Origin of the sequence: Bacillus silvicola (genome assembly GCF_050524305.1) — a bacterium.
Lineage (GTDB): Bacteria > Bacillota > Bacilli > Bacillales > Bacillaceae_G > Bacillus_A > Bacillus_A cereus_AT.
This window is the reverse complement of sequence record NZ_JBNGVC010000012.1, coordinates 1,831,061-1,855,071: the sequence shown is the minus strand read 5'-3', so window position 1 is coordinate 1,855,071 and position 24,011 is coordinate 1,831,061. Positions and strand designations below refer to the sequence as shown.

Sequence of the window (24,011 nt, the reverse complement as noted above, 5' to 3'; positions counted from 1 at the left end):
TTTTCAATTTTTTGTATTTGAAATTGTTGGTTGTTATGCTTTGTGATACGATAAAAAGAAGAATGCTTAGAGAGGAAGTTCATAATGGAGCAAAAGCAAGAGATTCATACTACGGTGAGCGTTAATAATGTTCAGTACGAAGTAATTAAAAACTTTCGTGACGGTTTTAGTGAAGAAGCATTTAAAGAGCGTTATGCAGAAATTTTAAATAAATATGATTATATCGTTGGAGACTGGGGTTATGAGCAACTTAGATTGCGTGGATTCTTTGATGATAGTAATCAACGTTCGACATATGATACGAAAATTAGTACTTTATCAGAGTATTTATACGAGTACTGTAACTTCGGTTGTGCACACTTCGTATTACGAAAAGTGAAGAAATAAAAAAACCTCTTACGATTGTAAGAGGTTTTTTTCATAGCAATTATACCAATTATGAGGAGGCTGTTTACTTTTGAAATAAACAGCACCTCGGCAAATATAATTATTTTTTTCATAAAGGCTTAATGAAACCGGATTACCTGTAAAGCAATCTAGGCGTATTCCTTTGTAGCCTATCCGTCTTGCTTCGCTTTCCCAAAAGGATAAAAGTACTTTGCTATATCCCTTTCCTTGCGCGAAAGGATGGATGACGAAAGAATGGACGATAAGAAAGCGTCCGTCTGTTTCTGACCAATCAATTCGTTCATATTCGGGAGATTGCCACTCGTTTAGCACGACAGCACCAACGAGTGAATCATCCTCAAATAGGCAATACAGTTCACCTTGTTTTAAATGATAGGAAATATGGTCCCGCGACGGGTAAGAATCATCCCATTGATAAATTTTGTTCTGTAAGAGTGCTTCTTTGCATGCTGTATACATTACATCTAAGTCATTCAATAAATCAATCGTACCTTTTCTCACCGTTAACATGTGAGTCCTCCTTACAAACAAATTGAAATGTGATCACCTTCAGAAAGCGTTTTGTTTGGTTTCATTTGTTGTCCATTTAGTTGGATGTACCCATTTTTAATTTTCTCCACAATGAGTGCACGGCTCCAATCTGAAATATATGTGGATAACACTTTATCAACCCGGTGGGAACCGAAAACTATGTCTAATACGATCGTTATTTCGGCTATACCACTTTCTTTGTATTGTGTAATGGAAATGGTAGTACTTGTTTCCGTTTGTTCTTGCTGAGTCATATCGACAGTTTCGACGTGATCAGTAAATGATTTATAAATATGAAGTTTTTGATTCCACGTATGATCTTTCGGACATTTATAAATTGCAAATCGATATATGTTCTTTCCGTTTGCGTTATGCCTGCGAATGTTCGTGTCGGTAAAAAGGGTAGTACGCCTGCAATTTTTACAATATTTTTCGATTGTTGCTAGTTCGTTTTCATATAAACTCCAAGAAAGTTGTACTTTCTGCATTTTCCTTCACCTCTTATATATTGGTAAAGGAACGTAATACAGCTATTTGGATGTCTTGTAGTATGAAGATATGAGAAGTAGACAAAAATAAAAAGAGGTTCCCCAAAGAGGAACCTCCGTAAACATCATACTACAGATGCGTTACGTTCCTTTGTAATGGGAATGGGCAGACTACTCCCTTGAAAAAGCACGGTGCTTTTTTGAGAGTAATGCTATCCAATTGCTGGTCCATTACAAAGTAAATGTTGGCATACGTAGATAACGTCCTTTCTATCCAAATAGATTTATTCTTAATTATAACACAGAAGATTGAAAATTCAAAACTCTTACAATGAAAAAACACCAGCTAAAATAGCTGGTGCATACGATAAATTATATAAGTTCAAATAAAAATGAGCGTAATTCTTCTGCAATTTCTTCAGTCATAGAAAATGCGTGCTCTAAGTAGCCTGGTTCGTTTAAATCGTCAGGACCGATGATTGCAAATTTATTGCGTTGCATATCAAGGACAATTGTTTTACCGTAATGACGATCGGAGTATAAAAGCGCTAAATCATGACGCTCATTTTCTCCCATAAAGCTAACGAAACGAGTTTTTGTAGCGACAGTGTCGTCGTACAGAAAGAAACGTTCTTCCATACACATGGCTCCTTTATTAAATATCTAAGTTTAAGTGTGGTTTATGATCTAAATGGTGATGCGTTTTAATGAAACGTACTGTTCTTGTTTTGTAACGCATAACGATAGAATATGTTTCAGCTAAATCTCCGCCAAGGAATTTCACGCCGTCTAATAACTCACCAGCAGAAACACCTGTTGCTGAGAAGATTGCATCATCACCAGATACTAAGTCATCTAACATAAGCAGTTGACGAGGATCTTCTAATCCCATTTCACGACAACGAGCTTCTTCTTCTTCGTTCATTGGAACTAAGCGAGCTTGCATTTCACCTTCAAGGCATTTTAATGCTGCTGCAGAAATAACGCCTTCTGGAGCTCCGCCAACACCTACGAATAAGTCGATACCTGTTCCAGGTAGTGCTGTTGCGATTGATGCACCAACATCGCCATCACCAAATAATTTCACGCGTGCACCTTTTGCACGAACACGGTCAATAATATCTTGATGACGTTCACGTTCTTGAACGATAACTGTTAGATCACGAATCTTTTTATTGTTAGCTTCTGCTACAATTTCAATTGTTTTTTCAATTGGATCATCTAAGCTAATTTTACCAGCTGCTTTTGGACCAACCGCGATTTTTTCCATGTACATATCAGGAGCGTGAAGAAGGTTTCCTTTATCTGCGATTGCGATAACTGCCATTGCATTTGCAAGACCTTTTGCAACGATGTTTGTACCTTCTAATGGATCAACGGCGATATCTACTTCTGGACCGTTACCTGTTCCTAGTTCTTCACCAATATATAACATCGGTGCTTCATCAAGTTCTCCTTCACCAATTACAACTGTACCTGCCATGTTTACTGAATCGAACATATCACGCATAGCTGTAGTTGCTGCATCATCTGCTTCATTTTTCTTTCCGCGGCCCATCCACTGTGCGGATGCTAATGCTGCTGCTTCTGTTACACGGACAATTTCTAGTGCGAGTTCACGTTCCAAGATTCCATTCCTCCAATTTCAAAAATCATACAAATATAACTATAACAAATAAAGGAGAAAAGGTGAATTCGAAAAATTGTCGATTTTTTCAGAAGAAAGCGTTACAATTAAAATGTAAATGCTTTAATTTCCAGGTAGGTGACATGAATGTACTTCGTAGACAGAAAAAAAATAGAACAAATGCTAGTATGTTTAGAACGAGCAACAAATACATTTCAAGAGAAGAAGATATATGAAACCGAGTTTGAATTTTATGCATTAGAGCGCATAGCCCATCTTATGATTGATTGCGTATTAGATGTAGGGAATGCGATGATTGATGGATTTATTATGCGCGATCCAGGAAGCTATGAAGATATTATCGATATTTTAATGGACGAGCGAGTGATAAGTGCAGAAGAAGGACAAGGAATGAAAGAAGTTATCCTTCTTCGAAAAATGCTTACGCAAGATTATATTCAAATGAATCATGATGAATTATATAAGACGATTCAAAAACATATTGCAGTGGTAGAGAACTACCCAGCAAATATTCGCAGTTATTTAGAGAAGGAATTAGGGCCTGTATCTGCATTTGTACCAGAATAATTATGCTTATAAGATCCCCGAGGATTCCTTTTGGGGATCTTATATTGTATATGAGAGAGAAAAGGGAGAAGGATGAGCTATGGGGGAAGCACGTACTACGAAAGAAGAAATTATACAATTATTAAAGGTAAAGGGCGAGCATACTGTAGCAGAATTAGCCGAAGCTTTAGAAATTACAGAGATGGCGATCCGAAGGCATTTAAGTAAACTAGAGAATGATGAGCTAATTTATTCAAAGATGGTAAGGCAGCATGTTGGACGCCCAACATATTTGTATGGACTAAGTCAAAAGGGAGAAGATACATTCCCGAAAGAATATAAGCAGTTTGCTATTGAAATATTAGATGATTTAGCTCGAATGGGCGATGAAAAAATACTTCGTTATGTTTTACAAGCGAGAACGAAACGAATGGAAGAACAGTTAAAAAAGAAGATAAGCAATCAAAGTAATTTAGCATATAAAGTACAGGAAATAGCTGCTATGCAAGAGAAAAATGGTTATATGGTTCAAATAAAGAGAGATGGAGAGAACTCTTTCGTAATTGAAAAGCAAAATTGTCCGTTAAAGGAAATTGCAGAGAGATTCCCGCAAGTATGTGAAGATGAAAAAGAGATGTATAAGCGTTTATTTGCGAATGCAGATGTAAAGACACTAGCAAACATGTGCGAGGGTGATTGTAGTTGTTCTTACCAAGTAAAAGAGAAAAAATGAACGTTATGGGACGCTTTAGTGTAAAGCGTTTTTTTCTTTGGAAAAAGGGGGTAATATAAGAGTGGTATGATAGATGAGAACGTCAGCAGAGAAGGGGAGACATAATCGATGTATAAAGGTTATTTAATTGACTTAGACGGTACAATGTATCGTGGTGAAGAACAAATTGAAGAAGCAAGCGACTTCGTGAAAGCATTAGGAGAGCGCGGCATTCCGTATTTATTCGTTACGAATAACTCAACTCGTAAACCAGAACAAGTTGCAGAAAAACTCGTTCGTTTCGATATTCCAGCGAAAGCAGAGCAAGTATTCACAACGAGTATGGCTACAGCGAACTTTATTTATGAGCGTAAACAAGATGCAACTGTATATATGATTGGTGAAGAGGGCTTACACGCTGCACTTGTGGAAAAAGGCTTTGAACTTGTGGATGAAAATCCTGATTTCGTTGTTGTTGGTTTAGATCGTGATATCACATATGAAAAATTAGCAAAAGCTTGCCTTGCTGTGCGTAACGGTGCAACGTTTATTTCCACAAATGGGGACATTGCCATTCCGACTGAGCGCGGATTATTACCAGGTAACGGTTCATTAACATCAGTTGTAGCAGTATCAACAGGTGTGGATCCAATCTTTATCGGAAAACCAGAATCAATCATTATGGAACAAGCGTTAAAAGTGCTTGGCATAGAAAAAGAAGAAGCATTAATGGTTGGGGATAACTACGATACAGATATTTTAGCGGGGATAAATGCTGGTATGCATACCCTTATTGTCCACACTGGAGTAACAACTGTGGAGAAGTTAACAGAATATGAAGTACAACCGACGCAAGTTGTGCATAACTTGACGGAGTGGATTGAGAAGATGTAATGAAAAACAGGTAACCGGAAGAGGTTACCTGTTTTTTTATGCACAATTGCATATGTACTATAGGGATATAAAATGTAAAATTTATATGTAATGATGTGAAGGGGAGGAAATAAGAGTGTACTGGATGTCATGTATTATGTTTATTTTTACATTATGTGTTTTATTCTTTGTTCTATGGAAGATATATAAAATAAATGAAATGAAAAAAAGCGCGGGAAAGCTTATTGCAGCATATCCTCGGGTGAAACGACGTTGGATTGTTTTACTTGGACCAGCGTACTTTATCGGACAATGTATGTATATATATGCTCAATACGTAAGTGGTGATATTGGTACATTTGAACAGTTTCTCATTCAGTCAGGTAGTTATGCTGTAGCAAGCTGTTTTATGACTTTAATAGCTATCCATCTGATTAAAAGTGTACAAATATATGAAAAAGGTGTAATAGACGGATTGAACTTTTATTCATATGAAGAATTAAAAGGCTATAAAACATCAACATGGGAAAATCCAAAAGAAAATATATTTTTATATCGCGGGCGAGAAAAAATGAATGACAATGTAAATTTACTTATTAGACAGGAAGATATGAATGAATTAGAAAGTATGCTTCAAAGATATATTCCAAAATTGATGATGAAATAAAAAAACTCCGGTTGTTATAACCAGAGTTTTTTTATTAAAACGCACGATTAACAACGTCTTTAACTTCTTCAAGATATTGTTTACGCACACTATCATCCACAGAAGGAACACTCGTATAGAATGTATGCTCAATTGTTTCAATTCCTGTAAATTCAAAAATACCAACATCCGCTGTTTTCTTCATTGCGTCAAACATACCGCCTGCGGTGTATGCTTCTTTCGTATTTCCCATTGTAGATAATAATAATCCTTTTTTGCCGCTTAATAACTTTTCAATGCCATTCTCACCGTAAGCATAAGCAAAGCCGTGGCTAAATACACGGTCAACGTATCCCTTTAAAATAGCAGGAAGTCCTGCCCACCAAACTGGGTAAATGAATGTAATGCTATCAGCCCAAGAGATATGCTCTTGCTCTTCTTTAATATCTTCTGGTGTGTTTCCTTGAGAAAATGAGATGAAATCAGAAGCGCCTAATACTGGATTGAAGTTTAATTCGTATAGATCGCGAACGCGTACTTCATGACCTTTTCCTTCTAATTCACTTTTTACCGTTTCTAAAATCGCATGGTTGAAGCTTTCTGTATTTGGGTGTGCATAAACGATTACATGTTTCATTGTTCTTCCTCCTATTTGTGGATATGTGAATAACTTTTATGTATTCGTGTAACTATTATGGTTACTTTTTTTGCGCGAGTCAATTTTTCTGACATGAGAAATATTAGCATGTTACAAAAAAATACAAAAAAGTAGGAATTTTGCATTCTGAATAGAATATATAGATTGGTAAATAGAGAGAGAAGGGGATATCGGGATGAATATTATTGAAATGGAAAGGTTAGAGAAATTGACGGTGTAGAGGCGAGTGTAGGGAATGCTACCGATTTTACAGCAAGGCTTGTGAATTATAATTTTAAAAAAGCGAATCAAGAATGGTATGAATATGCGAGGAAAAATAATTTTGAACCTGATTTGATGGAAGTTGTGGGGAATGATATTGTCGCGTATCAAAAAATAACAAAGGCGAAAGTGATTGCAGGACAAAGTTTAAATAAGCCATTACAAGATGGTGAGGGAGTCGTTACGAAGGAAACGGCTAAAAATTTAGGGCTTCAGTTGCATGATACGATTGACGTACAAGGAAAAGGGAAAGAAAAACAAACAATTAAAGTTGTTTCGATTATTGAGCAAGGATTAAGGTTAAGAGGGTTAGATATTTTTGTAAATGAACAATGGGCTCGCGATAAGTTTCACGTACAAGGATATGAAGCAATTCAAATTATGACTAATTCTAATCAATCATTTGAAGCGATTAAGAAGCAAGTAAAACAAGTTACAAATAATAAAGAGAATGTAGAAGTTATAAACAGTTATGATTTATTGAAAGAACAAGAGCAGTTATTATCGCAAATGATGATGTTAATTCGCTTGTTAGTTGTAATTGTTTTCATTATTTCTGGTATAGGATTAATGAATGCGATTGTCGCAAGCTTACATGAAAGACGTGCTGAAATTAGTATGATTCGTGCGGTAGGGGCTATCCCGAAGCAAATGAGACGGATTGTTTTATTAGAGGGAACTTTACTTGGAGCGATAGCTGGTTGTATTGGCATTTTTGGTGGGATTTTGTTTAGTTATATTGTGTTATCAAGCTTAGAGTTAACGGTTATTATTATTCCGTATAATCAAGTTTTCATATTGGCCCTAGCTAGTGTGATACTTGGATCAGGGGCAGCAATGATTGCTTCATTACAATTAAGAAAGTTCAAATTAAGTGATACTTTAAAGGAGTTATCAGCATAAAAGATTGCTATACTCCGCTCATACAAAGAACAAAGAAGACGAATAAAATGATGACAATACCAATGCCGAAGTTAAATACAAGAGTACTATCCATATATGTAACCTCCTTGTTTGAAAGTAAAAAGCACTCTGGCTGGAGTGCTTTTTATTATCCGAATCTGTCGTAACGAACACCCTAGCGTATAGAAAGGGAATAATGCGTTTAAAGAGTTATATTAATTTATGTATTTATTTTATAAATGAGCAGGTCCTGCTCATTTATAGAAAAAAAGACACTCTTTTGAGTGTCTTTGATGATGACAAAATGTGCCAATTGCTTGAATTTGATAAGACGTTAATTTTCCGGTTAACGGTCTTTCTTAATCAAGAAGTGTAACAACAGCGATTCAAATAAAGCTTAACATTTTTTAAATGGGTGTGCGTATGCAATTATGCATATTGTAATTAGAGGGAAATTGAGTGTTGAAAATGAATGAGTAAATATATATAGAATATTTGATGAGGAGCGAGAGGAATGGAAATACATAAGTTAACAGAAGAAGAAGCGAATGAGATAAATATGTGGACGTATGAGGAACCGTACAATTTATATAGTTTTTCAGGAGAGGTTGAAGTAATAGAAGAGCTATTAGATGGGACGTATTACGGTTGTTGTGATGAGAAGGGAGAATTCATCGGCTATTTTTGTTTTGGAGAAAATGCGCAAGTTCCGGGCGGAAGAGATGCTAATTTATATAGGGGAGAAAATGTAGTAGATATCGGGCTTGGAATGAAGCCGGATTTAACAGGGAAAGGGATGGGGGAAATATTTTTTCAAGCGGGAATTGCATTTGCTGCTGAGGAATTAAATTCAAAAATGTTTCGACTAAGTGTAGCGACATTTAATAAAAGAGCAATTAGGTTATATAAAAACATTGGATTTCAAGTAGGACCTGTTTTTTTGAGCCGTGGAAGAGAGTTTATGCTTATGGAATACGAAAGGCCGTCAGTATAAAACTGACGGCCTAGACACTTTATCCCGCTATTTGCGGGCAGTAAGACTCCCACCTCAAAATTCGGCGGATGCGAGTCAGTTAGGCGGGAGATAACTGCCCGTAAAAGCCCGATTGGTGAAGGCTAATAATCAGTGGGGAATGGACAAAATCCCCACTGATTAAAGTTTCACTTTATTCCGAATGCTCAGCACGGTGCGCTAAACGACTTGAAGCAGCGGCAGCAATTCCGCCAACGATATCATCAAGGAAGGTATGCACCTTTCCAGATGATTTATCATTTAAGTATTCTAAAATACCCGGTTTTAATTTATCGATATATCCAAAGTTCGTGAAACCGATAGAACCGTACACGTTAACGATAGAAAGTGCGATAACTTCATCGATTCCATATAGTCCTTCATCGCGTTTTACGATATCTTGTAACGGTTGACTTAACATTCCCTTTTCAGCAAGGACATCAAGTTCAATGCCTGTAATAAGTGCGTTTTGTACTTCGCGTTTTGATAGTACACGCTCAACGTTATAGCGACATTCTGACATCTCTAAATTTGCATGGTATTTCTTTTGAAGAAAATGAACAAGTTCAGCAATATCGTCAATTGTTACACCGCGTTCTTGTAATAGTTGTAATGCTCTTTCTTGTAGTTGATTTGATTCTTTCATGTTTATCACCTTTTTTTCTTTTTAGTATTTGTATACGTTTCGTTGCTTTATCATGTGCATAGGAATGAAAGGCGAGCACAAGCTCATATATATAAAGAAAAACCATAGGTGGCGACTGCGATGATTCAGCATATTTATGAGCATTATCACATGCATGTTAAAGAATTAATCCCCCTTGGCCCCTATAAAAGCTTTTGGATTCGCAACAAAATTTATGTACTTGTTCCAATTGGAGAAATGGAGGAAGAAGTACTTGTAGAGATGAAAAAGCTCAGTGATTATATGAACCAGCAAGGGGATATAACTGTTGCGACTTTCGTTCCAACTATACACGGCTACTATGTAAGTGAGATAGAAGAAAAAAATTATTGCTTATTAAAAGGTATGCGTATGTTAGAGCGACATGCTACATCATTAGGAAGTGAGCTTTCTATATTCCATAAACGTGGTGCATTCTTTCCAGAAGAAGTTGAGCAATTAAGCCGCATTGGTGAATGGAAAGCATTATGGGAAAAAAGGCTCGATCAATTAGAAAAGTTTTGGCAATCGCAAGTGATGAACCATCCTTCAGACGTATTCGATCAATTGTTTATTGAATCCTTCCCGTATTACTTAGGAGTTGCAGAAAATGCAATTCAATATGTTGTCGATACAGAAATGGACGATACACCGCAAATAACTGACGCGGCAACAATTTGCCAAGAACGATTTACACCTTTATTATGGCATCAAACGAAGCGCTTAAAACTTCCTTTTGATTGGGTATATGACCACCCAAGTCGGGATATAGCAGAATGTATTCGCCATATGATGACAGAAAAAAAGAACGACTGGGAGCAAACGGTAGTTCAATTCATTACAGATTATGAACGTAATTATTCGCTATCCTCATTTGGTTGGCGCTTATTATTTGCAAGGATTCTGTTCCCACTCCAGTACTTTGAAACGGTTGAACGATATTATCAAACAGGAAACGAAGAACAAAAAAGCATATATAGAGATCGCTTAGAAGCCATTTTACACGATGTGAACCGCTCCGAGCAATTTATGAAGCATTTTTACGGGTCACTTCGTTTACCAGTTGATAAGCTTGGGATTAGAAAATTAGATTGGCTATCATAAAAGTATAAAAAAGAGACCGATTGAGGTCTCTTTTTTATACCACAATTGTATGTAATACATTATGCCCCTACCTGTTGATCTGCACATATATGTAAAATGAGTTGATGTTTTTCGATTTTCTCATTTACTTTACTCAATAATTCTTGTTGGATTTCTTTAAATAAAAATTGATAGCTCGCATTCCATGTTGGTATAACGGATGAAAGTTCTAATAAATACTCTTTTTTCTTTTCTAGTTCTTGAATTGTTAAAAAAGTGTTCCCCATTTTTGGCATGTGTCGTCCCCCTATGTTTTTTAATTTATATGTGTGAACGATTCACTATATAGTATCAATTATCGCATTTTTTGAGAAGGATTTCCAATTTTGTTTTATGATGTTAAAGCGGAATAGTTATGTGAATAAAAAAAGAGACCCATTTGGGTCTCTTTTTAGCAAGCGATTCTGAACGAGCCGCTTCCGCTTTTAATTAAAATACTTGTTCTACTTCAATAACGCCTGGTACTTCTTCAAGTAACGCGCGTTCGATACCAGCTTTTAGTGTGATTGTAGAACTTGGGCAGCTTCCGCATGCACCCATAAGGCGTAGTTTTACGATACCTTCTTCAATGTCTACTAATTCAACGTCTCCGCCATCGCGAAGTAAGAATGGACGTAATTTATCTAATACTTCTAATACTTGTTCTTGCATATGTGGGTTTTCCATTTTTATCGACTCCTTTCATCAGTTTTATTATAATCAAGATAGAGGGGAAAATCTATTTTTTCTCTTCTTGTTTTATTGTCGAAATATTGTATCGTGTGTACAACGTGTTTTTTCAGTATAGGGGTATGGAATAAGTTTGTAAAATGATGTGCTTATGTACTAAGACATCTGAATATGCTGTTGAAACAAGAAGTGGGGGAGAAGAAATGGTTAATGTTCAAGTGTATGGGACGAAAGTAATTTGTGCGAGCTGCGTTGGAATGCCATCTTCAACAGAAACGTTTGAATGGTTACAAGCGGCGATTGGTCGTAAATATGAAGGACAAGAAAATAAATTTAATTTCGAGTATATTGATTTTCAAGAAGAACAAGAGAATGAAGATAAAAAAGCATTCGCAGAGCGCGTAGTGGAGGAAGATCTATTTTATCCGGTCGTTCTTGTAAATGGTGAAATCGTTGGAGAAGGAAATCCTCGTTTGAAGGATGTTTACGAAGAAATCGAGAAATATTTATAAAGCATGAAGCCTTTGCGAATTTGCAAAGGCCTTTTTATATGGAGGGATAGATGTGGAGAACGGAATAAAGCAGGCTCTACCAGAAGAAGTAAAACAGTTAATGAATCAGTACATAGTAGAGTTAAAAGAAATTTTTTCGGATGAAAAAATAGTCGGGGTATACATTTACGGATCGATCGCGTTAGGAGCATTTCATATAGAAACGAGCGATGTTGATTTTGTTACGGTAATAAGTGATTCCGTAAATGAAGCTGAAAAACAACAAATTATAGAATTTCATAAAAAGCTTAGTAAAAGTACGTTAGGTAAAAGAATGGATGGTATGTATATTCCTCTTGCTGACTTAGGGAAATACAATGATGAAATGAATGAGTACGTGTATTGTGCAGACGGTAAGGCGAATATAGGTCATTGGGATATTAATGCGGTCACATGGTGGACATTGAAAAATCAAGGTATTACAGTTGCCGGGGGAGAAGCAGAAGACCTTTCGTTTCAAATACGATGGGACGATGTAGTAAATACGATGAAATACAACGTAGAACATTACTGGAGTGAAAAAGCGAAGCAGCCATATTTATTTTTCATAGAAGAATGGGTGGAATCAGCTGTCGTTACGATGGGACGTATTTTATATACACTGGATCATAAAACAATTGTCTCAAAAGATAGAGGATTACAATACTTATTAGAACGTTCAGCGAAAGAATGGGACCCTTTATTAAAAGAAGTAGAGAGAATACGGCATAATCCAAAAGAAAAGCGAATGCTCTCAAGGTGGAGAAGGGCAGATATGACGAAGAGGTACTTGCTGTGTTTGATTGAAGAGTGCAGGGAGAATTGGTAGGTGAATAGTAAAAGCATCCTTCATATACAAGGATGCTTTTGTTATTTTTATATAATAAAAAAACGCTTTACAAAGAATGAGAAGTCGAAAGATAATCCGGAATGTGGATAGTTTCATGTGAAACATTATGCAATAGATAGCTCTTTTTAATGTTTATAGGCTCTATTCTCGTCTGTAGAATACAATCGAATATTGAAATATTTTCTCTTATTTGTAATTGGTCCGTAATAAGCTGCGGGAGGCCGATAGGGTGAACTCCTATATTTATATAGAAGTCATCCCCAAACTGGCTTTTTTGTATATTGATAAGCTTGTAAAATCCATTATCAGCTTTGAAAAATGTATGTCTTTTTTTCTTAAAGCCGAGTGGTTTTAAAGTAGCATGTAAATTTGTAATGAAATCTCGCTCTTCTTTAAGATTAAGTTTATTCTTCATCATAATCGTAAGTAGTTAAGTTTTGTAAGAAACTTTCAAAGTTAGGTGCTAATTCGATAATTTCCTCAAACTCATTATCGATAAATATAACTGGAGGATTTTCAGCTACATTTCGATAGTCTAATGCAATCCATGTATGTCCGTCCCCAGATAAAAGTACGAGATTCTCAGGCATTTCCCACTCTTTAATTAAATAACGGCTCTCTAAAATACTAGAATCATTTTCATCAAAAGAAATGCCATATAAACCAGACACATTAACGTGATCGTCTGCCCAAGAATTTGGCTTTGGAGTAGGGTGAGCATCAAGGCGAAGCGTCCCCCCATTTTGTTCTTTTAGCAGGTTTATGTACGATTCTGGAAGCTTTACGTTTAGTACTTCTTCAGCTTTTTTTATTAGTTCGTCGTTAATCGGTGCTAATTTTAAATAGTCATCTTCTGTCCAAAGTGTAGTCTTCATATTGGTCACCTCAAATAATAGTTTTAAGAATCTTATTTCATATAGTATAGTTAGTTTGAATAATGAGCAATAGAAAGAGGGACAAAATATGGGTGTATTTGAATAATTTGATAATGTGAATTATGAAGAAGATTTGTTGAAGTTTCTTGTATATCTCCAAAAGGATTTAAAAGAGAATAAAGATGAATGGGAGAACGTAGAGATAGAGACTTATTTAGAGGCATTCCATGGTTGGTTAGGTGCTTATGAAGGTGTTTATATAAATCAAGGGGAGAGGCTTCCAGAAAATATTCCATGGCAGTTTATCCCGCATTAACGGGCAGTAAGACCCCCTACATCAAAATTCAGTGAAAGCAAAGAAGTTAGGCGGGGGATCAACTGCTCATAAAAGCCCGATTGGTTCAACTAATAATCAGCGGGGATGAACAAAACCCCCACTGATTAAAGTTTCACTTTATCGCCCAAATGTTACTTGCGGCAGCTCATTATGAATAAAGCTAGATTCTTTAAGATAGAATGGAGAAGATATCATGATTAACCATAATAAAATTAAACAACTTTTAGCACATGTAGATCGTGCTGAGGATAATGAAATTGAGCTAGAGTATGAATTTGAACCAATGACGATAGAATTGTTTAATAGTGAAGAAATAGAAGAAGGGCAACTTGGTTATAGTTTTGATGAAGAAGGGCAAAGCTTAGCCGGGAATGAAGAAGGAGATTGGAAAGAAGGATGGATTGTAATTGGGATAGATTCGTATCTTGGAGATCCGATTTTTGTAGATAGTAACGATGAGAATTATCCAGTTTATACGGCTATGCACGGTGAGGGAGAATGGGAGAAAGAATGTATAACGGAACGTATAGAAGATGTTATTGAGAAAGTGCAGGGGAATGTGGGGTAAATAAACATAGTATTTCAACGTGATTAAGAGGGAGAAAATAATGAAAAAGTTTCAAATTGAACTAAATAAATTGCCAACAGAAAATACTGGAGAAATAGTACTTAGTATAGATGAAAGTATTGTGTTTCAAGAAAAAACAGACATAATAGACCCGATTTGTTGGTTGTTTGACGCTTGGGTTGAATTTTTTAAATATGATGATGCTGTGATTTTTTTGAATGAATATGAAAAAAAGGTGGAATTTAAGAAGAAGGATGGGGAATTTCTTATTCTTGATCAGAGAGGAAAGAAGTTAGCTAGTGTTGATAGTGAGCAATTTTTACGAGTAATCTTTGCGTTTCTTAAAAAGGAGATAGAGCAGATTTACGTAAGTGGGGTGGATTCTTTTCGAATTAAAGATGCTTATCATAGAATGTTAGAAATTGAACCATTTGTTTCTAAACTTGTAAATGGAAATGACACAATTATGTATCGAATTTATCATGCTACAAGTGATAAATATGAATTAAATTGGCAGTATGTAAAAGGAATAGAGATTGAACCGATATTTACTCCGGTACTATCTCATAATGAGAAGAGTATCTTTTATGTGGAGGAAAATAACCACGAAATTCGTAAACTCGATAGTGAAACGAAAGAAGAGATTTGGCAGTGCAATCTTCCACTAGTAGAAGATTGTAATTGCATAACTGTGAATGGGGTCACAATTATTTGGCATGCGAATAGATTTGGAAAAAATATTGCGAAATTGTACGCTATTTCATCAAGTTCTGGAGAGTTTCTATGGAATTTAGAAATAGAAGGGCATATTATACAAGATGTAAAAACTACGAGGGAAGAATTACCACGTTTATTAGTTATTACACAGGAAGGCTACAATGTTTTATTAGAGCTTGAAAGTGGAGTGAAAGTATGGGAAAAGAATGTCCGAGTCGGAGGAGAAAAGTTGCAGTGCCATCTTGGCTCAGATTACTATGTGTTAGCAGGAAATCCTTTTGATGAAGATGGGGAAGTTGATGCATATAGTAACGTTGCAATTGCCATGCAATTATTAGACGCTTCTACACTATGGAAACAAATGATAGAAGATTGTTATCCGAATGATCCAGTTGTTTTAGACAATGAAAATTTTATATGTATAGCAGCAGATTTACTACGAAAATGGGAATATGGTAAAGAAGATTGTAACGTAATCTTTGAAAAAGTCCTTGATGAAGTAGAATACTCTTACATTGTATCAAAGGAATCAAAAATAGTAGTAACAAGAACTGAGTATAGATACGAAGGTGTAAGTACACAAATACAATGTTATGATCATAAGAACGGTCAAAAGTTATATGAAGTAAATGTACCTTCTGAAATTGAATTGCCTCCGTTTCTTATCGGAGAGATGATGGTATTATCCTTAGGAGAAGGCAGAATTTATGGTGTTCATATTCAAACGGGTAAAGTGATTTGGAGCCATACTACTCTACATGATATTGCAAGGGTTCTGTTATATAAAGATGGTGAAATTTACATTGCTACTTCAAATTTAGAATTAATAATACTTGATGCTGAATGTGGCGAAGTAAAAGGTATTATTAAACTGCCTAAAAATGTAGTTGAAATAGATTTTATTGTATCGATTGAGGAAGTTAATGATAGATTATTCATTAGTTGTGTAAGTGGAAATATGTTTGAAATAGTAGAACGCTAATTTGTGAAGTCTCTTAAGTCGAGATTTTAGATTTGGCGATATTCCAATAGTATTTTATATATTCACTAAAAGTGATTCATTAACATCACTTTTAGTGAATATATAAAATAATTAACTTAGTGTATTAAAGATATGATATATGATCATTTTAATACATTTAGAAGTAAAATAGAATAATAAGTGGGTAATTGTCGGAATATATTCGATTTCCGTTCAATTTTTTGAAATATATGCCCTTTTTGTTAGATTACTTCTTTTTATTTCTATAAAATAAATTGATGTAGAAATAAGAAAAGGATGATGTACGTGAAGGACACAGTTTTACAAGAAACAATTTCTCCACAAGAGTTACATAAAGTTGTTCAAAAGAATACAGCTTATTATGACTTTAAATGGGGCAAAGTAGAAAATCCAGCACAAGGGAATACATGGAATTGGGTAGCCTTTTTCTTCCCGTCTTTTTGGTTAGCTTATCGTAAAATGTATAAGTTATTTATTATACTTACGTTATTGGCGGTACCTACTTTAATTATAGCTACTTTTATTGATATACCGATGTGGATAGATTTTATCATATATGCTGGAACGATGCTGTTTACTGGGTGGCAAGGAAACCGATTATATTATAAGCATGTTATCCGTATTTTTCATAAGGAAGAGGATGTGCCTGAGTATAAGAAAGAGTATTATTTACAATCAAAAGGTGGCGCTCATATCGGGCTTATGATTGCTTTACAGGTGATAGTATTTGTATTCTTTGCAGGCGCTAGTTTCGGTTTAGCTTCTATACCAACTGAACCTAATATTAAAAACGTTGTTCGCTTAAGTCTTGAAGGAGAGGCTTTAGAGTCTATTACAGATAAACCAAATTGGAAGTATGTAAAGAAAGAACAAGATTATGATGTAGTAGAATTTACTGGTTATGATTATGAAGAAAAGAAAAATGTGAAAATTAAATTCGCTGTATATTTAAATGATGATTACTTTGAATGGCAAGAAGTGTATTTAAATAATAAAAAGTTGAGTGAAGAAGAAGCTGAAGAGTATCAAATCTATGTTGAAGAAAATATGTGGTTTTTCTAGAGAGAAACTCGTTCATTTTAAAAAGAAGAATCTTGTGAAGGTTCTTCTTTTTGTATATTAGAAAAGTAAATAATATTAGGAGGAAAAGGTAGTATGATGGATGTTCATTTTTATGATTGGGCTAAGAAACGTCCTAAAAAACATTATAATAGATTACATGAAATGAGAATTTTTGAATTGATTTTTTCAAAGAGATTAAGTAGGTTGGATCTTGGATTAGGAACTGTAGAAAATATAGATATATATTGCCTAGCAAACCCTAATAAAGATGTTTCTTATGAACTACACGAGACCCTGGGTGAAATTTGTATATTCGTACCTTATGATTATATGCAATTTTTAAATCTGGAATCAGTTGAGGAGAAATATAAGCATTTTTGTGAGTTGGTTCACCTCTATGTCGTACCAGCTATTGAAAAGTATTCAAAAATATCAATAGAAATGATTAAAGAGCATGTGAACGAAGCGCTTCAAGAAATAGAGAAAGAGAATTATGAGATTGTATTTTTAGTGGATAAAACACCGAAGAAGAGCCCAAGCCGAAAGAAAACGGCCATATTAAAAGGAATTCATCGTTCGGAAGGATTTCAGCTAATGTGTGAAGTGTATAACGATAAAGGACTAAGAGTGGTAAATAAATTACTCGTAGAAGAAGTAGGGAATGAAGTAGTCTATTCTAGATTTTTAGGCAAACTAAAATGGGAAAATGAGCATTTAATAGTAGTGAAATCTAAGACGAGCAGCTGGATGGAAGAAGTACATGTCGAGTAAGTTAATTAACGAAAAATGTGAATACAAAACGCCATACTGATTGAACTTTTGTAAAATACAATAAAAAATGAGAATTTGAGGTAGGCTTGTCAATAACGTGAGACTATGGCAGTATAAAGAAATGCTATACAAATTTTATTTATCGAGATGTAAACATCACATTTGATTTTTACGTATAAATAATGAACGGAGGAAATGAATTTATGGCTACTTTACCAAATTGTCCAAAATGTAATTCAGAATATACGTATGAGGATGGCGTTCTTTTCGTATGTCCAGAATGTGCTCATGAGTGGGGCCAAGAAGCAGAAGCTGAAAATAATGATGGTGAAAAAGTTGTAAAAGATGCGAACGGAAACGTTCTTCAAGACGGCGATGCTGTTACTGTCATTAAAGATTTAAAGGTAAAAGGAACTTCTTCAGTTGTAAAGATTGGTACGAAAGTAAAGAGTATTCGTCTAGTTGAAGGAGATCACGATATTGATTGCAAAATCGACGGTTTCGGAGCTATGAAGTTAAAATCACAGTTCGTTAAGAAGGCGTAAGATTAGCAAAGAAAAAAGAAGCTCTGTAAGTAACTTGCAGAGCTTCTTTTTTATGATTGTACTTCAACTTCTTTCAACTGACACCGCTTATTAAAGAATGTTTTATACCCAAGTTGTAAGAAGATAATAACAGAGAAAGCTGTACTTCCAGAAATGCCAAGTATAATCGCAATTTGATATTGAATCGCTGTAAACGGTGATACACCGGATAAAATTTGACCAGTCATCATGCCTGGAAGACTTATAATCCCCATTCCAACCATAGAATTGATTGTCGGTAAAATAGCAGAATCGAAAGCGTCCCGTATGAGCGGGGCAGCTGCTTGTTTTGGAGTTGCCCCAAGCATAAGTGCACCTTCAATATGGTCTCTTTGTGATTTCATGCTGCTTAAAAAGGTATTTGCCCCGAGGCAAATGCCTGTCATAGCGTTACCGATTAGCATACCGGCAATAGGAACGATATACTGCGGAGCATACCAAGGATCGTGTCCAATAATGACAAAGATAAATAGTAGAAGAGGGCCAATTGATCCAGCAATCATGGAGAGGGCAGCTACTCGTTTTAATTCTTTTGACATTGGAATATTAACTCGTTTATAAATATTGAAAATCGCAAATGTAGTAATAGAAGTAATGAGAGCTATTGTATAAAACGGATTACTATTTTCAAATATGTATGTAAGGACATATGCGACTAGTACGAGCTGAATCGTCATACGTAATGTAGCAATTGTAATTTGTTTCTCACGCGGTATTCCTTTTAATTTCACAAGCCCGATTAAAATAAGGATGAAAATATATGCAGCTGCAAGTTGCCAAATTTGTAGTTCAATAACGCCCTTCAATTGATAGCACTTCCTTTCTAGTTGCACCGTTTGTTTTACTAATTTCAATAATATCGTCTGCGATTTCTTCTGGAAGTTGTTGCGAGTGCGTGATGAAGATAACTGTTTTTTTCTTTTGTCTTGCCAGTAGAGTGAATTGTTTCATAACGCGTCGTTCTGTATCACTATCTAGTGCCGAAGTTGGTTCATCTAATAAATAGACGGGTGGATCCATTAGTACAATACGAGCGAAAGCAAGTCTTTGTTTTTCACCGCCTGATAAAGAAGAGGCGCTATCTTCTAATTTTTTATCTAGGCTAACAGTCGTTAATGCGTCCCGCAGGGCATCGTCATTTGGAAATGGCTTTTCAGAAAGGCGCAGTCCCATTAATAAATTATCTTTAATTGTTCCATCAAAAATAGGCGGAGTTTGTCCGAGCATGACAACTTCACGTCGTAATTGAATGGGGGGATAATCTAAAATAGATTTTCCATTATATTCAATTGCTCCAGATGTTGGTGATTGTAAATCATTTAACATACGAAGTAGTGTGCTTTTGCCACTACCACTTTCACCGATAATACAAGTAGTTTTTTCTTTTTGAATCTGTAAATAAGGAATGTGTAGAATATCTTTATATTTGATGTCTTTTAATATAAACATAAATTGCTCCTTTCTAATTCTAGTTATATCGTATCAAAAAGAAAGAAAAATAGAAAAATAAAGTCTATTCAGAGGGAGTCTCTTTTTTCTTTGTTTGCAGGATTAGAGCATTTTGAGACGGAAGTATTTAGTTTCGTTAATAAGTTTAGTAAACGATCTAAGTCTTGACTGAGAGAAATGACTTTATCGTGAGTAAATCCATACTTTTCAACGAGGTGGATTAATTCCCTCTTTTTCACTTCTATTCGATTATTTAGCTTTGTTAAGTTCATAAGTGAAATGAAATGTCTCCTATTACGTGTAGTACTTATAGCATAAAAAATAAGACCGAACGTATTCGGTCCTAAAGAAAATAATAAAATGAAATAACTATTACATATAGTATACACTTTTAATCTGTAATTTTTAATATTGAAATAGAAGGATTTTATGAATCTATATTGAGAAAGTTATTTTTAAAAAAATGAATAGAAAAAGGCTGTCTACATAGTAGAAAGCCTTTAAAGTATTAACCGTTATGATATTTGTACATCCAAAGAAGACCGGATTTTAATAATCTCGGTACACGCCCCATTAATGGTTGGTTTGCTAGTAAACCAAATCCGTGTTTTTTGCCGAGAGAACCGAGAACGCCTTTTAATTTAATAACAGGTAGTTCATCAGGGAGTGGTTCATTGTTCCAACGTTTTAATAATATTTGGACAATTTGTTCTCCTTGACCTTCAGCAAGTTGAGCAGATGGTGCATGTGGAAGTGCTGCACAATCTCCTACAACATAAACGTGCTCGTCATTTGGAATATTGTGATATTTTGTTAAAACAACCCGTCCGCTACCATCTTGTTCAACCGGAAGGTTTCGAACAACTTCATTGGCTTGAATACCAGCTGTCCAGACGATTGCATCACATTCAAGAGGTTCATCGTGGTTGTACACAATATTTGGTTCGACTTTGGTAATATTAGAGTTTCGTATAATGGTAACGTTATGTTTTATAAACCATTCTTCTACATATCTACTTAATTTCTCTGGATATGGGAATAAAATTCTATCTTTTCTATCAAATAAATAGATTTTTAAATCAGAACGGCTCTCACGAAGTTCACTCGCTACTTCAACGCCACTTAAGCCAGCACCAACGACAGCAACTGTTGCATTTGGTTCTAGACTATTTAATTGTTCATATGTCTTACGTGTTTGTTCAATCGATTGTAGACTGTGTGTATATTCCTTCGCCCCAGGAACGTTATGATATTTATCTTCACAGCCAAGTCCGATAATTAAATCATCATATTGGACTGCTTCGCCGCCATCAAGATGAACAGCTTTTTCTTCGAGATCAATATTTGTTATTGTGCCGTATTGAATATTGAGGCGTGGGTGCTCAGGAAACGGTATGCGAATATGCGTTTCTGAAATTGTACCCGCTACTAATGCATAATATTCAGTTTTGAAACAATGGTATGGTACTTTGTCGATTAATGTCACTTGTACATCATCTGGAAGTTGGTTGCTTGGAAGTAGCCGCTGCAGAATTCTCATTCCACCGTAGCCACCACCTAGTATTACGAGGTGTTTCATGATGGATTACCCCTTTTCTGTTGAAATATCCCCTAATCCTAAAATTTTATATTAATAAAATATTTTGACTTTACTCAATCAAATTATATCGAATTTGTGAACAAATAACAATGCATGAATGAATACTCTGTTGTACAATAAGAAGAAAAGTAAAGTAAACTGTTTTCTTTTTCTAGTTACTATTTCATTATGAAGGCCGAAAAGCGGTGTCGTGAATATATTTATATAGATAAGAATATTTTCTTTGAAGTGAAATAGTGAAGGAATTGAATAGTTTAGTAAATGTAACGAAAACAACAAGAAACAGCTTAGTTTTCTTCTTATAGATGAAGTCAGAAGGTAATTTGTTTTGTAGTACAGGGGGGAGAATTTTGATTAAACCGTTAATTGAATTTTGTGTAGGTAACCTTGCGAGTGGTTCACAAGCAGCTTTAGAGAAATTAGAAAAAGATCCGAATTTAGATGTAATGGAGTATGGTTGTTTAGGATATTGTGGTATTTGTTTTGAAGGACCATTTGCCCTTGTGAATGGTGAAGTAGTACAAGGTGCGACAGTAGAAGAACTTGTTAATAATGTATATGATTATTTGGATGAAAATCCAATGTTTTAAGGTGTTGCGAATCGGCAACACCTTTTTCATTAGATAAAAGGTTATTTCGCAGGGGAGGATAATACGGAATATAAATAAAAAAAGGCCCTTTTAGAAGGGCTTTTTTCTTACACGATTTGTGTAAGAATGACTTATCGCCAAAACGTTGTCAAATATGAGAAACGGGGGACATTCATATTGTGTTCTAAAAGCATGCATTTTATACTTGAAATAATAAATTATTTTTGGAGTGAATAAAAATGAGCCAATTTTCTTTTACAAAAATGCATGGTCTTGGCAATAGTTATATATATGTAAATATGTTTGAGGAACAAATTAGAGAAGAAGATTTAGCTCTTGTAGCAGAAAAGGTTTCGAATATTAATACTGGTATTGGTGCGGATGGAATGATTTTAATTTGTCCTTCTGATGTGGCACCAGTAAAAATGCGTATGTTTAATAACGATGGTTCAGAAGGAAAGAGCTGTGGAAATGGTTTACGCTGCGTAGCGAAATATGCGTATGAGCATAAACTAGTAGAAGATACAGTTTTCACAATTGAAACGTTAGCTGGTATCGTTACGGCAGAAGTAACGGTAGAAGATGACAAAGTTACGTTAGCGAAAATCGACATGGGGGCACCTCGTTTAACACGCGAAGAGATACCGATGCTTGGTGAAGGAGAAACACCATTTATTCGTGAAAACTTCTTATACAATAATCACCGTTATGCATTTACAGCTGTTTCAATGGGGAATCCACATGCGGTTATTTTTGTTGATGATGTAGAAAAAGCGCCTCTTACAACGTTAGGGCCAGTTCTTGAGACGCATGAAATGTTCCCGGAGCGAGTGAATGTTGAGTTCATCGAGATTTTGAATGATGAAGAAATGAATTTCCGCGTTTGGGAACGTGGATCTGGTGTAACGCAAGCTTGCGGGACAGGAGCATGCGCAGCTGTAGTTGCGGCGATTCTCAATGGAAAAATGGAACGTGGTAAAGAAATTACAGTGCACTTAGCAGGTGGCGATTTAATGATTGCATGGACAGAAGAAGGGAATGTGTTAATGAAAGGACCTGCGGAAGTAATTTGCCGCGGAGTGTATGAGTACAAGATAGAAGCGTAAAGATGTATAATAGAACGAGAACAGAAAGGATGGTGTATTTCATGATTGAAGTAACAGAACAAGCAGCTTTTCAAATTAAAGATATGTTAAAAGATGCTGAAGATGGAGAGAAGTACGTGCGCCTTGCTGTACATGGCGGCGGATGTAGTGGTCTTTCTTACGGCCTAGGATTTGAAGTAGAACCAAACGAAGACGACACAGTTCTTGAATTTTTCGGTGTTGAATTTGTTATTGATAAAGAAAGTGCTCCAATTGTTAAAGGAGTAAAAGTTGATTATAAACAATCTATGCTTGGCGGTGGGTTTACAATCGATAATCCAAACGCAATCGCATCATGCGGATGTGGATCATCTTTCCGTACAGCTTCGAATGCTGGTAAGCCAGAAGAGTGCTAAATTTTTGGCCGAAATAGAAAAAGACCTTTTTAGCGATGGAATAAAATCGTTAAGGAGGTCTTTTATTTTGCTTTAATCGTTCTCTTTCTTACAAGTATAATTGAAGGATAGAAAGAGGAGGGGATATATGTTGGAAGATATTTTTGAATTTGTAGTGAAGTACGTGATAGGCTCTATTTTTAGGTTTATAAGATACATTGTGATAGATATTATAATAGAATGCATAATAGAAGGTGTAATAAACGGTATAAGGAAATTACGTGATAAAATCCGTGATAAGTGGCGAAACTGGCGTGAAAGACGTTATTGGCGGTAATAGGTACATAGAAAAATTGGCAGTAAAGAGATAGCGGAGAAAAAACCTTAAGAGAGATGAATTATAAAATTCATTTCCCTTAAGGTTTTTTATTTT

The 24,011-nt window shown here is 35.4% G+C and carries 32 protein-coding genes and 2 pseudogenes; 20 read left to right on the top strand and 14 right to left on the bottom strand.

Features of this window, described 5'->3' with window-relative positions; translation table 11 throughout:
- Nucleotides 1-84: 84 nt before the first annotated feature.
- Nucleotides 85-387, top strand: a complete 303-nt coding sequence (locus ACP6L7_RS21780; protein WP_000435944.1) for a YutD family protein — start codon at nucleotides 85-87, stop codon at nucleotides 385-387.
- A gap of 9 nt (nucleotides 388-396) precedes the next feature.
- Here ACP6L7_RS21780 and ACP6L7_RS21775 read toward each other — a convergent pair whose 3' ends face one another.
- From ACP6L7_RS21775 to glpX, 4 genes are all read right to left on the bottom strand, one after another.
- Entirely contained in the window at nucleotides 397-918 is a 522-nt protein-coding gene (locus tag ACP6L7_RS21775; RefSeq protein WP_097832197.1) for a GNAT family N-acetyltransferase, read from the bottom strand.
- 11 nt (nucleotides 919-929) lie between these two features.
- Entirely contained in the window at nucleotides 930-1,427 is a 498-nt protein-coding gene (locus ACP6L7_RS21770) for a cytoplasmic protein (protein ID WP_097832198.1), read from the bottom strand.
- 372 nt (nucleotides 1,428-1,799) lie between these two features.
- Nucleotides 1,800-2,066 carry a DUF3055 domain-containing protein gene (locus tag ACP6L7_RS21765; RefSeq protein ID WP_000392609.1) on the bottom strand — a complete coding sequence of 89 codons (267 nt, stop codon included), beginning with the start codon at nucleotides 2,064-2,066 and terminating at the stop codon, nucleotides 1,800-1,802.
- A 16-nt stretch (nucleotides 2,067-2,082) separates the two neighbouring features.
- Nucleotides 2,083-3,054 (bottom strand): class II fructose-bisphosphatase, encoded by a 972-nt coding sequence (gene glpX, locus ACP6L7_RS21760; RefSeq protein ID WP_000439096.1) that lies wholly within the window; start codon nucleotides 3,052-3,054, stop codon nucleotides 2,083-2,085.
- Between the two features lie 147 nt (nucleotides 3,055-3,201).
- Between glpX and ACP6L7_RS21755 the strand changes: the two genes are divergently transcribed.
- The 4 genes from ACP6L7_RS21755 to ACP6L7_RS21740 all read left to right on the top strand — a co-directional run bounded on the left by ACP6L7_RS21755 (nucleotide 3,202) and on the right by ACP6L7_RS21740 (nucleotide 5,873).
- On the top strand, nucleotides 3,202-3,642 hold the full coding sequence (locus ACP6L7_RS21755; protein WP_087949220.1) for a DUF86 domain-containing protein: 441 nt from the start codon (nucleotides 3,202-3,204) through the stop codon (nucleotides 3,640-3,642).
- Nucleotides 3,643-3,721: 79 nt separating this feature from the next.
- Entirely contained in the window at nucleotides 3,722-4,354 is a 633-nt protein-coding gene (locus ACP6L7_RS21750; RefSeq protein WP_097832200.1) for a helix-turn-helix transcriptional regulator, read from the top strand.
- A gap of 108 nt (nucleotides 4,355-4,462) precedes the next feature.
- Entirely contained in the window at nucleotides 4,463-5,227 is a 765-nt protein-coding gene (locus ACP6L7_RS21745) for a TIGR01457 family HAD-type hydrolase (protein WP_097832201.1), read from the top strand.
- 115 nt (nucleotides 5,228-5,342) lie between these two features.
- Entirely contained in the window at nucleotides 5,343-5,873 is a 531-nt protein-coding gene (locus ACP6L7_RS21740; protein WP_097832202.1) for an iron ABC transporter substrate-binding protein, read from the top strand.
- Nucleotides 5,874-5,907: 34 nt separating this feature from the next.
- On the opposite strand, the gene ACP6L7_RS21735 is transcribed toward ACP6L7_RS21740, so the two are convergent.
- Nucleotides 5,908-6,489: an NAD(P)H-dependent oxidoreductase gene (locus tag ACP6L7_RS21735; protein ID WP_000683439.1), complete on the bottom strand. Its 582-nt coding sequence runs from the start codon at nucleotides 6,487-6,489 to the stop codon at nucleotides 5,908-5,910.
- A 216-nt stretch (nucleotides 6,490-6,705) separates the two neighbouring features.
- On the opposite strand from ACP6L7_RS21735, the pseudogene ACP6L7_RS21730 reads away from it, so the two are divergent.
- Both ACP6L7_RS21730 and ACP6L7_RS21725 read left to right on the top strand, forming a co-directional pair.
- Nucleotides 6,706-7,674, top strand: a pseudogene (locus ACP6L7_RS21730) (ABC transporter permease); the annotation flags it as partial.
- A 514-nt stretch (nucleotides 7,675-8,188) separates the two neighbouring features.
- The gene (locus tag ACP6L7_RS21725; protein ID WP_097832203.1) at nucleotides 8,189-8,668 is read left to right on the top strand and encodes a GNAT family N-acetyltransferase; all 480 of its coding nucleotides are present in this window, start codon (nucleotides 8,189-8,191) and stop codon (nucleotides 8,666-8,668) included.
- A 172-nt stretch (nucleotides 8,669-8,840) separates the two neighbouring features.
- Here ACP6L7_RS21725 and ACP6L7_RS21720 read toward each other — a convergent pair whose 3' ends face one another.
- Nucleotides 8,841-9,332, bottom strand: a complete 492-nt coding sequence (locus ACP6L7_RS21720; protein ID WP_044740520.1) for a phosphatidylglycerophosphatase A family protein — start codon at nucleotides 9,330-9,332, stop codon at nucleotides 8,841-8,843.
- Between the two features lie 120 nt (nucleotides 9,333-9,452).
- Here ACP6L7_RS21720 and yutH point away from each other — a divergent pair, with 120 nt between their 5' ends.
- Nucleotides 9,453-10,454, top strand: coding sequence for a spore coat putative kinase YutH (gene yutH / locus ACP6L7_RS21715; protein ID WP_097832204.1), 1,002 nt, complete (start codon nucleotides 9,453-9,455; stop codon nucleotides 10,452-10,454).
- Nucleotides 10,455-10,513: 59 nt separating this feature from the next.
- On the opposite strand, the gene ACP6L7_RS21710 is transcribed toward yutH, so the two are convergent.
- Both ACP6L7_RS21710 and ACP6L7_RS21705 read right to left on the bottom strand, forming a co-directional pair.
- Nucleotides 10,514-10,729, bottom strand: a complete 216-nt coding sequence (locus tag ACP6L7_RS21710) for a carbonic anhydrase (RefSeq protein ID WP_097832205.1) — start codon at nucleotides 10,727-10,729, stop codon at nucleotides 10,514-10,516.
- 193 nt (nucleotides 10,730-10,922) lie between these two features.
- Nucleotides 10,923-11,159 carry a NifU family protein gene (locus tag ACP6L7_RS21705; protein WP_000431159.1) on the bottom strand — a complete coding sequence of 79 codons (237 nt, stop codon included), beginning with the start codon at nucleotides 11,157-11,159 and terminating at the stop codon, nucleotides 10,923-10,925.
- Between the two features lie 206 nt (nucleotides 11,160-11,365).
- Between ACP6L7_RS21705 and ACP6L7_RS21700 the strand changes: the two genes are divergently transcribed.
- Nucleotides 11,366-11,674 (top strand): YuzD family protein, encoded by a 309-nt coding sequence (locus ACP6L7_RS21700; protein ID WP_000248596.1) that lies wholly within the window; start codon nucleotides 11,366-11,368, stop codon nucleotides 11,672-11,674.
- Between the two features lie 46 nt (nucleotides 11,675-11,720).
- Entirely contained in the window at nucleotides 11,721-12,521 is an 801-nt protein-coding gene (locus ACP6L7_RS21695) for a nucleotidyltransferase domain-containing protein (protein ID WP_240523228.1), read from the top strand.
- A gap of 82 nt (nucleotides 12,522-12,603) precedes the next feature.
- Here ACP6L7_RS21695 and ACP6L7_RS21690 read toward each other — a convergent pair.
- Together ACP6L7_RS21690 and ACP6L7_RS21685 are read right to left on the bottom strand one after the other, a co-directional pair.
- A pseudogene (locus ACP6L7_RS21690) lies at nucleotides 12,604-12,960 on the bottom strand (DUF4304 domain-containing protein); the annotation flags it as partial.
- Nucleotides 12,947-13,417, bottom strand: coding sequence for an SMI1/KNR4 family protein (locus ACP6L7_RS21685; RefSeq protein ID WP_097832208.1), 471 nt, complete (start codon nucleotides 13,415-13,417; stop codon nucleotides 12,947-12,949). The pseudogene ACP6L7_RS21690 and the gene ACP6L7_RS21685, both read right to left, overlap by 14 nt.
- A 115-nt stretch (nucleotides 13,418-13,532) precedes the next feature.
- On the opposite strand from ACP6L7_RS21685, the gene ACP6L7_RS21680 reads away from it, so the two are divergent.
- The 6 genes from ACP6L7_RS21680 (at nucleotide 13,533) to phnA (ending at nucleotide 18,420) form a co-directional block, all read left to right on the top strand.
- On the top strand, nucleotides 13,533-13,733 hold the full coding sequence (locus tag ACP6L7_RS21680) for a DUF7660 family protein (RefSeq protein WP_430529382.1): 201 nt from the start codon (nucleotides 13,533-13,535) through the stop codon (nucleotides 13,731-13,733).
- 214 nt (nucleotides 13,734-13,947) lie between these two features.
- The gene (locus tag ACP6L7_RS21675) at nucleotides 13,948-14,322 is read left to right on the top strand and encodes a hypothetical protein (protein WP_097832209.1); all 375 of its coding nucleotides are present in this window, start codon (nucleotides 13,948-13,950) and stop codon (nucleotides 14,320-14,322) included.
- Nucleotides 14,323-14,362: 40 nt separating this feature from the next.
- On the top strand, nucleotides 14,363-16,021 hold the full coding sequence (locus tag ACP6L7_RS21670; protein ID WP_430529381.1) for an outer membrane protein assembly factor BamB family protein: 1,659 nt from the start codon (nucleotides 14,363-14,365) through the stop codon (nucleotides 16,019-16,021).
- Nucleotides 16,022-16,321: 300 nt separating this feature from the next.
- The gene (locus ACP6L7_RS21665) at nucleotides 16,322-17,104 is read left to right on the top strand and encodes a DUF2628 domain-containing protein (RefSeq protein ID WP_097832211.1); all 783 of its coding nucleotides are present in this window, start codon (nucleotides 16,322-16,324) and stop codon (nucleotides 17,102-17,104) included.
- Nucleotides 17,105-17,197: 93 nt separating this feature from the next.
- Nucleotides 17,198-17,875 (top strand): hypothetical protein, encoded by a 678-nt coding sequence (locus ACP6L7_RS21660; protein WP_264448383.1) that lies wholly within the window; start codon nucleotides 17,198-17,200, stop codon nucleotides 17,873-17,875.
- A gap of 203 nt (nucleotides 17,876-18,078) precedes the next feature.
- Complete coding sequence (gene phnA / locus ACP6L7_RS21655; RefSeq protein WP_097832213.1) at nucleotides 18,079-18,420, top strand: alkylphosphonate utilization operon protein PhnA; 342 nt, start codon at nucleotides 18,079-18,081, stop codon at nucleotides 18,418-18,420.
- A gap of 50 nt (nucleotides 18,421-18,470) precedes the next feature.
- On the opposite strand, the gene ACP6L7_RS21650 is transcribed toward phnA, so the two are convergent.
- The 4 genes from ACP6L7_RS21650 to ACP6L7_RS21635 form a co-directional block, all read right to left on the bottom strand.
- On the bottom strand, nucleotides 18,471-19,265 hold the full coding sequence (locus tag ACP6L7_RS21650) for an ABC transporter permease (RefSeq protein ID WP_097809355.1): 795 nt from the start codon (nucleotides 19,263-19,265) through the stop codon (nucleotides 18,471-18,473).
- The gene (locus tag ACP6L7_RS21645; RefSeq protein ID WP_097832214.1) at nucleotides 19,249-19,908 is read right to left on the bottom strand and encodes an ABC transporter ATP-binding protein; all 660 of its coding nucleotides are present in this window, start codon (nucleotides 19,906-19,908) and stop codon (nucleotides 19,249-19,251) included. The genes ACP6L7_RS21650 and ACP6L7_RS21645 overlap by 17 nt, the downstream gene beginning before the upstream one ends.
- Nucleotides 19,909-19,976: 68 nt before the next feature.
- Nucleotides 19,977-20,180 carry an aspartyl-phosphate phosphatase Spo0E family protein gene (locus ACP6L7_RS21640; protein ID WP_097832215.1) on the bottom strand — a complete coding sequence of 68 codons (204 nt, stop codon included), beginning with the start codon at nucleotides 20,178-20,180 and terminating at the stop codon, nucleotides 19,977-19,979.
- A 236-nt stretch (nucleotides 20,181-20,416) separates the two neighbouring features.
- Nucleotides 20,417-21,487, bottom strand: coding sequence for an NAD(P)/FAD-dependent oxidoreductase (locus tag ACP6L7_RS21635; protein ID WP_097832216.1), 1,071 nt, complete (start codon nucleotides 21,485-21,487; stop codon nucleotides 20,417-20,419).
- Nucleotides 21,488-21,858: 371 nt separating this feature from the next.
- On the opposite strand from ACP6L7_RS21635, the gene ACP6L7_RS21630 reads away from it, so the two are divergent.
- The 4 genes from ACP6L7_RS21630 to ACP6L7_RS21615 all read left to right on the top strand — a co-directional run bounded on the left by ACP6L7_RS21630 (nucleotide 21,859) and on the right by ACP6L7_RS21615 (nucleotide 23,915).
- Entirely contained in the window at nucleotides 21,859-22,098 is a 240-nt protein-coding gene (locus ACP6L7_RS21630) for a YuzB family protein (RefSeq protein ID WP_000595025.1), read from the top strand.
- Nucleotides 22,099-22,337: 239 nt separating this feature from the next.
- A complete protein-coding gene (dapF, locus tag ACP6L7_RS21625; RefSeq protein WP_097832217.1) occupies nucleotides 22,338-23,204 on the top strand; it encodes a diaminopimelate epimerase in 867 nt (288 codons plus the stop codon).
- 41 nt (nucleotides 23,205-23,245) lie between these two features.
- Entirely contained in the window at nucleotides 23,246-23,599 is a 354-nt protein-coding gene (locus ACP6L7_RS21620) for a HesB/IscA family protein (protein ID WP_097832218.1), read from the top strand.
- Nucleotides 23,600-23,726: 127 nt separating this feature from the next.
- Nucleotides 23,727-23,915, top strand: coding sequence for a hypothetical protein (locus ACP6L7_RS21615; RefSeq protein WP_097832219.1), 189 nt, complete (start codon nucleotides 23,727-23,729; stop codon nucleotides 23,913-23,915).
- Nucleotides 23,916-24,011: the final 96 nt, after the last annotated feature.

What these genes read in the sequence shown, in the direction of transcription:
- ACP6L7_RS21780 (WP_000435944.1), top strand. Translation starts at nt 85, where the DNA reads ATGGAGCAAAAGCAAGAGATTCATACTACGGTGAGCGTTAATAATGTT.
- ACP6L7_RS21775 (WP_097832197.1), bottom strand. Translation starts at nt 918, where the DNA reads ATGTTAACGGTGAGAAAAGGTACGATTGATTTATTGAATGACTTAGAT.
- ACP6L7_RS21770 (WP_097832198.1), bottom strand. Translation starts at nt 1,427, where the DNA reads ATGCAGAAAGTACAACTTTCTTGGAGTTTATATGAAAACGAACTAGCA.
- ACP6L7_RS21765 (WP_000392609.1), bottom strand. Translation starts at nt 2,066, where the DNA reads ATGGAAGAACGTTTCTTTCTGTACGACGACACTGTCGCTACAAAAACT.
- ACP6L7_RS21755 (WP_087949220.1), top strand. Translation starts at nt 3,202, where the DNA reads ATGTACTTCGTAGACAGAAAAAAAATAGAACAAATGCTAGTATGTTTA.
- ACP6L7_RS21750 (WP_097832200.1), top strand. Translation starts at nt 3,722, where the DNA reads ATGGGGGAAGCACGTACTACGAAAGAAGAAATTATACAATTATTAAAG.
- ACP6L7_RS21745 (WP_097832201.1), top strand. Translation starts at nt 4,463, where the DNA reads ATGTATAAAGGTTATTTAATTGACTTAGACGGTACAATGTATCGTGGT.
- ACP6L7_RS21735 (WP_000683439.1), bottom strand. Translation starts at nt 6,489, where the DNA reads ATGAAACATGTAATCGTTTATGCACACCCAAATACAGAAAGCTTCAAC.
- ACP6L7_RS21725 (WP_097832203.1), top strand. Translation starts at nt 8,189, where the DNA reads ATGGAAATACATAAGTTAACAGAAGAAGAAGCGAATGAGATAAATATG.
- ACP6L7_RS21720 (WP_044740520.1), bottom strand. Translation starts at nt 9,332, where the DNA reads ATGAAAGAATCAAATCAACTACAAGAAAGAGCATTACAACTATTACAA.
- yutH (WP_097832204.1), top strand. Translation starts at nt 9,453, where the DNA reads ATGATTCAGCATATTTATGAGCATTATCACATGCATGTTAAAGAATTA.
- ACP6L7_RS21710 (WP_097832205.1), bottom strand. Translation starts at nt 10,729, where the DNA reads ATGCCAAAAATGGGGAACACTTTTTTAACAATTCAAGAACTAGAAAAG.
- ACP6L7_RS21705 (WP_000431159.1), bottom strand. Translation starts at nt 11,159, where the DNA reads ATGGAAAACCCACATATGCAAGAACAAGTATTAGAAGTATTAGATAAA.
- ACP6L7_RS21700 (WP_000248596.1), top strand. Translation starts at nt 11,366, where the DNA reads ATGGTTAATGTTCAAGTGTATGGGACGAAAGTAATTTGTGCGAGCTGC.
- ACP6L7_RS21685 (WP_097832208.1), bottom strand. Translation starts at nt 13,417, where the DNA reads ATGAAGACTACACTTTGGACAGAAGATGACTATTTAAAATTAGCACCG.
- ACP6L7_RS21675 (WP_097832209.1), top strand. Translation starts at nt 13,948, where the DNA reads ATGATTAACCATAATAAAATTAAACAACTTTTAGCACATGTAGATCGT.
- ACP6L7_RS21670 (WP_430529381.1), top strand. Translation starts at nt 14,363, where the DNA reads ATGAAAAAGTTTCAAATTGAACTAAATAAATTGCCAACAGAAAATACT.
- ACP6L7_RS21665 (WP_097832211.1), top strand. Translation starts at nt 16,322, where the DNA reads ATGTACGTGAAGGACACAGTTTTACAAGAAACAATTTCTCCACAAGAG.
- ACP6L7_RS21660 (WP_264448383.1), top strand. Translation starts at nt 17,198, where the DNA reads ATGATGGATGTTCATTTTTATGATTGGGCTAAGAAACGTCCTAAAAAA.
- phnA (WP_097832213.1), top strand. Translation starts at nt 18,079, where the DNA reads ATGGCTACTTTACCAAATTGTCCAAAATGTAATTCAGAATATACGTAT.
- ACP6L7_RS21645 (WP_097832214.1), bottom strand. Translation starts at nt 19,908, where the DNA reads ATGTTTATATTAAAAGACATCAAATATAAAGATATTCTACACATTCCT.
- ACP6L7_RS21640 (WP_097832215.1), bottom strand. Translation starts at nt 20,180, where the DNA reads ATGAACTTAACAAAGCTAAATAATCGAATAGAAGTGAAAAAGAGGGAA.
- ACP6L7_RS21635 (WP_097832216.1), bottom strand. Translation starts at nt 21,487, where the DNA reads ATGAAACACCTCGTAATACTAGGTGGTGGCTACGGTGGAATGAGAATT.
- dapF (WP_097832217.1), top strand. Translation starts at nt 22,338, where the DNA reads ATGAGCCAATTTTCTTTTACAAAAATGCATGGTCTTGGCAATAGTTAT.
- ACP6L7_RS21620 (WP_097832218.1), top strand. Translation starts at nt 23,246, where the DNA reads ATGATTGAAGTAACAGAACAAGCAGCTTTTCAAATTAAAGATATGTTA.
- ACP6L7_RS21615 (WP_097832219.1), top strand. Translation starts at nt 23,727, where the DNA reads ATGTTGGAAGATATTTTTGAATTTGTAGTGAAGTACGTGATAGGCTCT.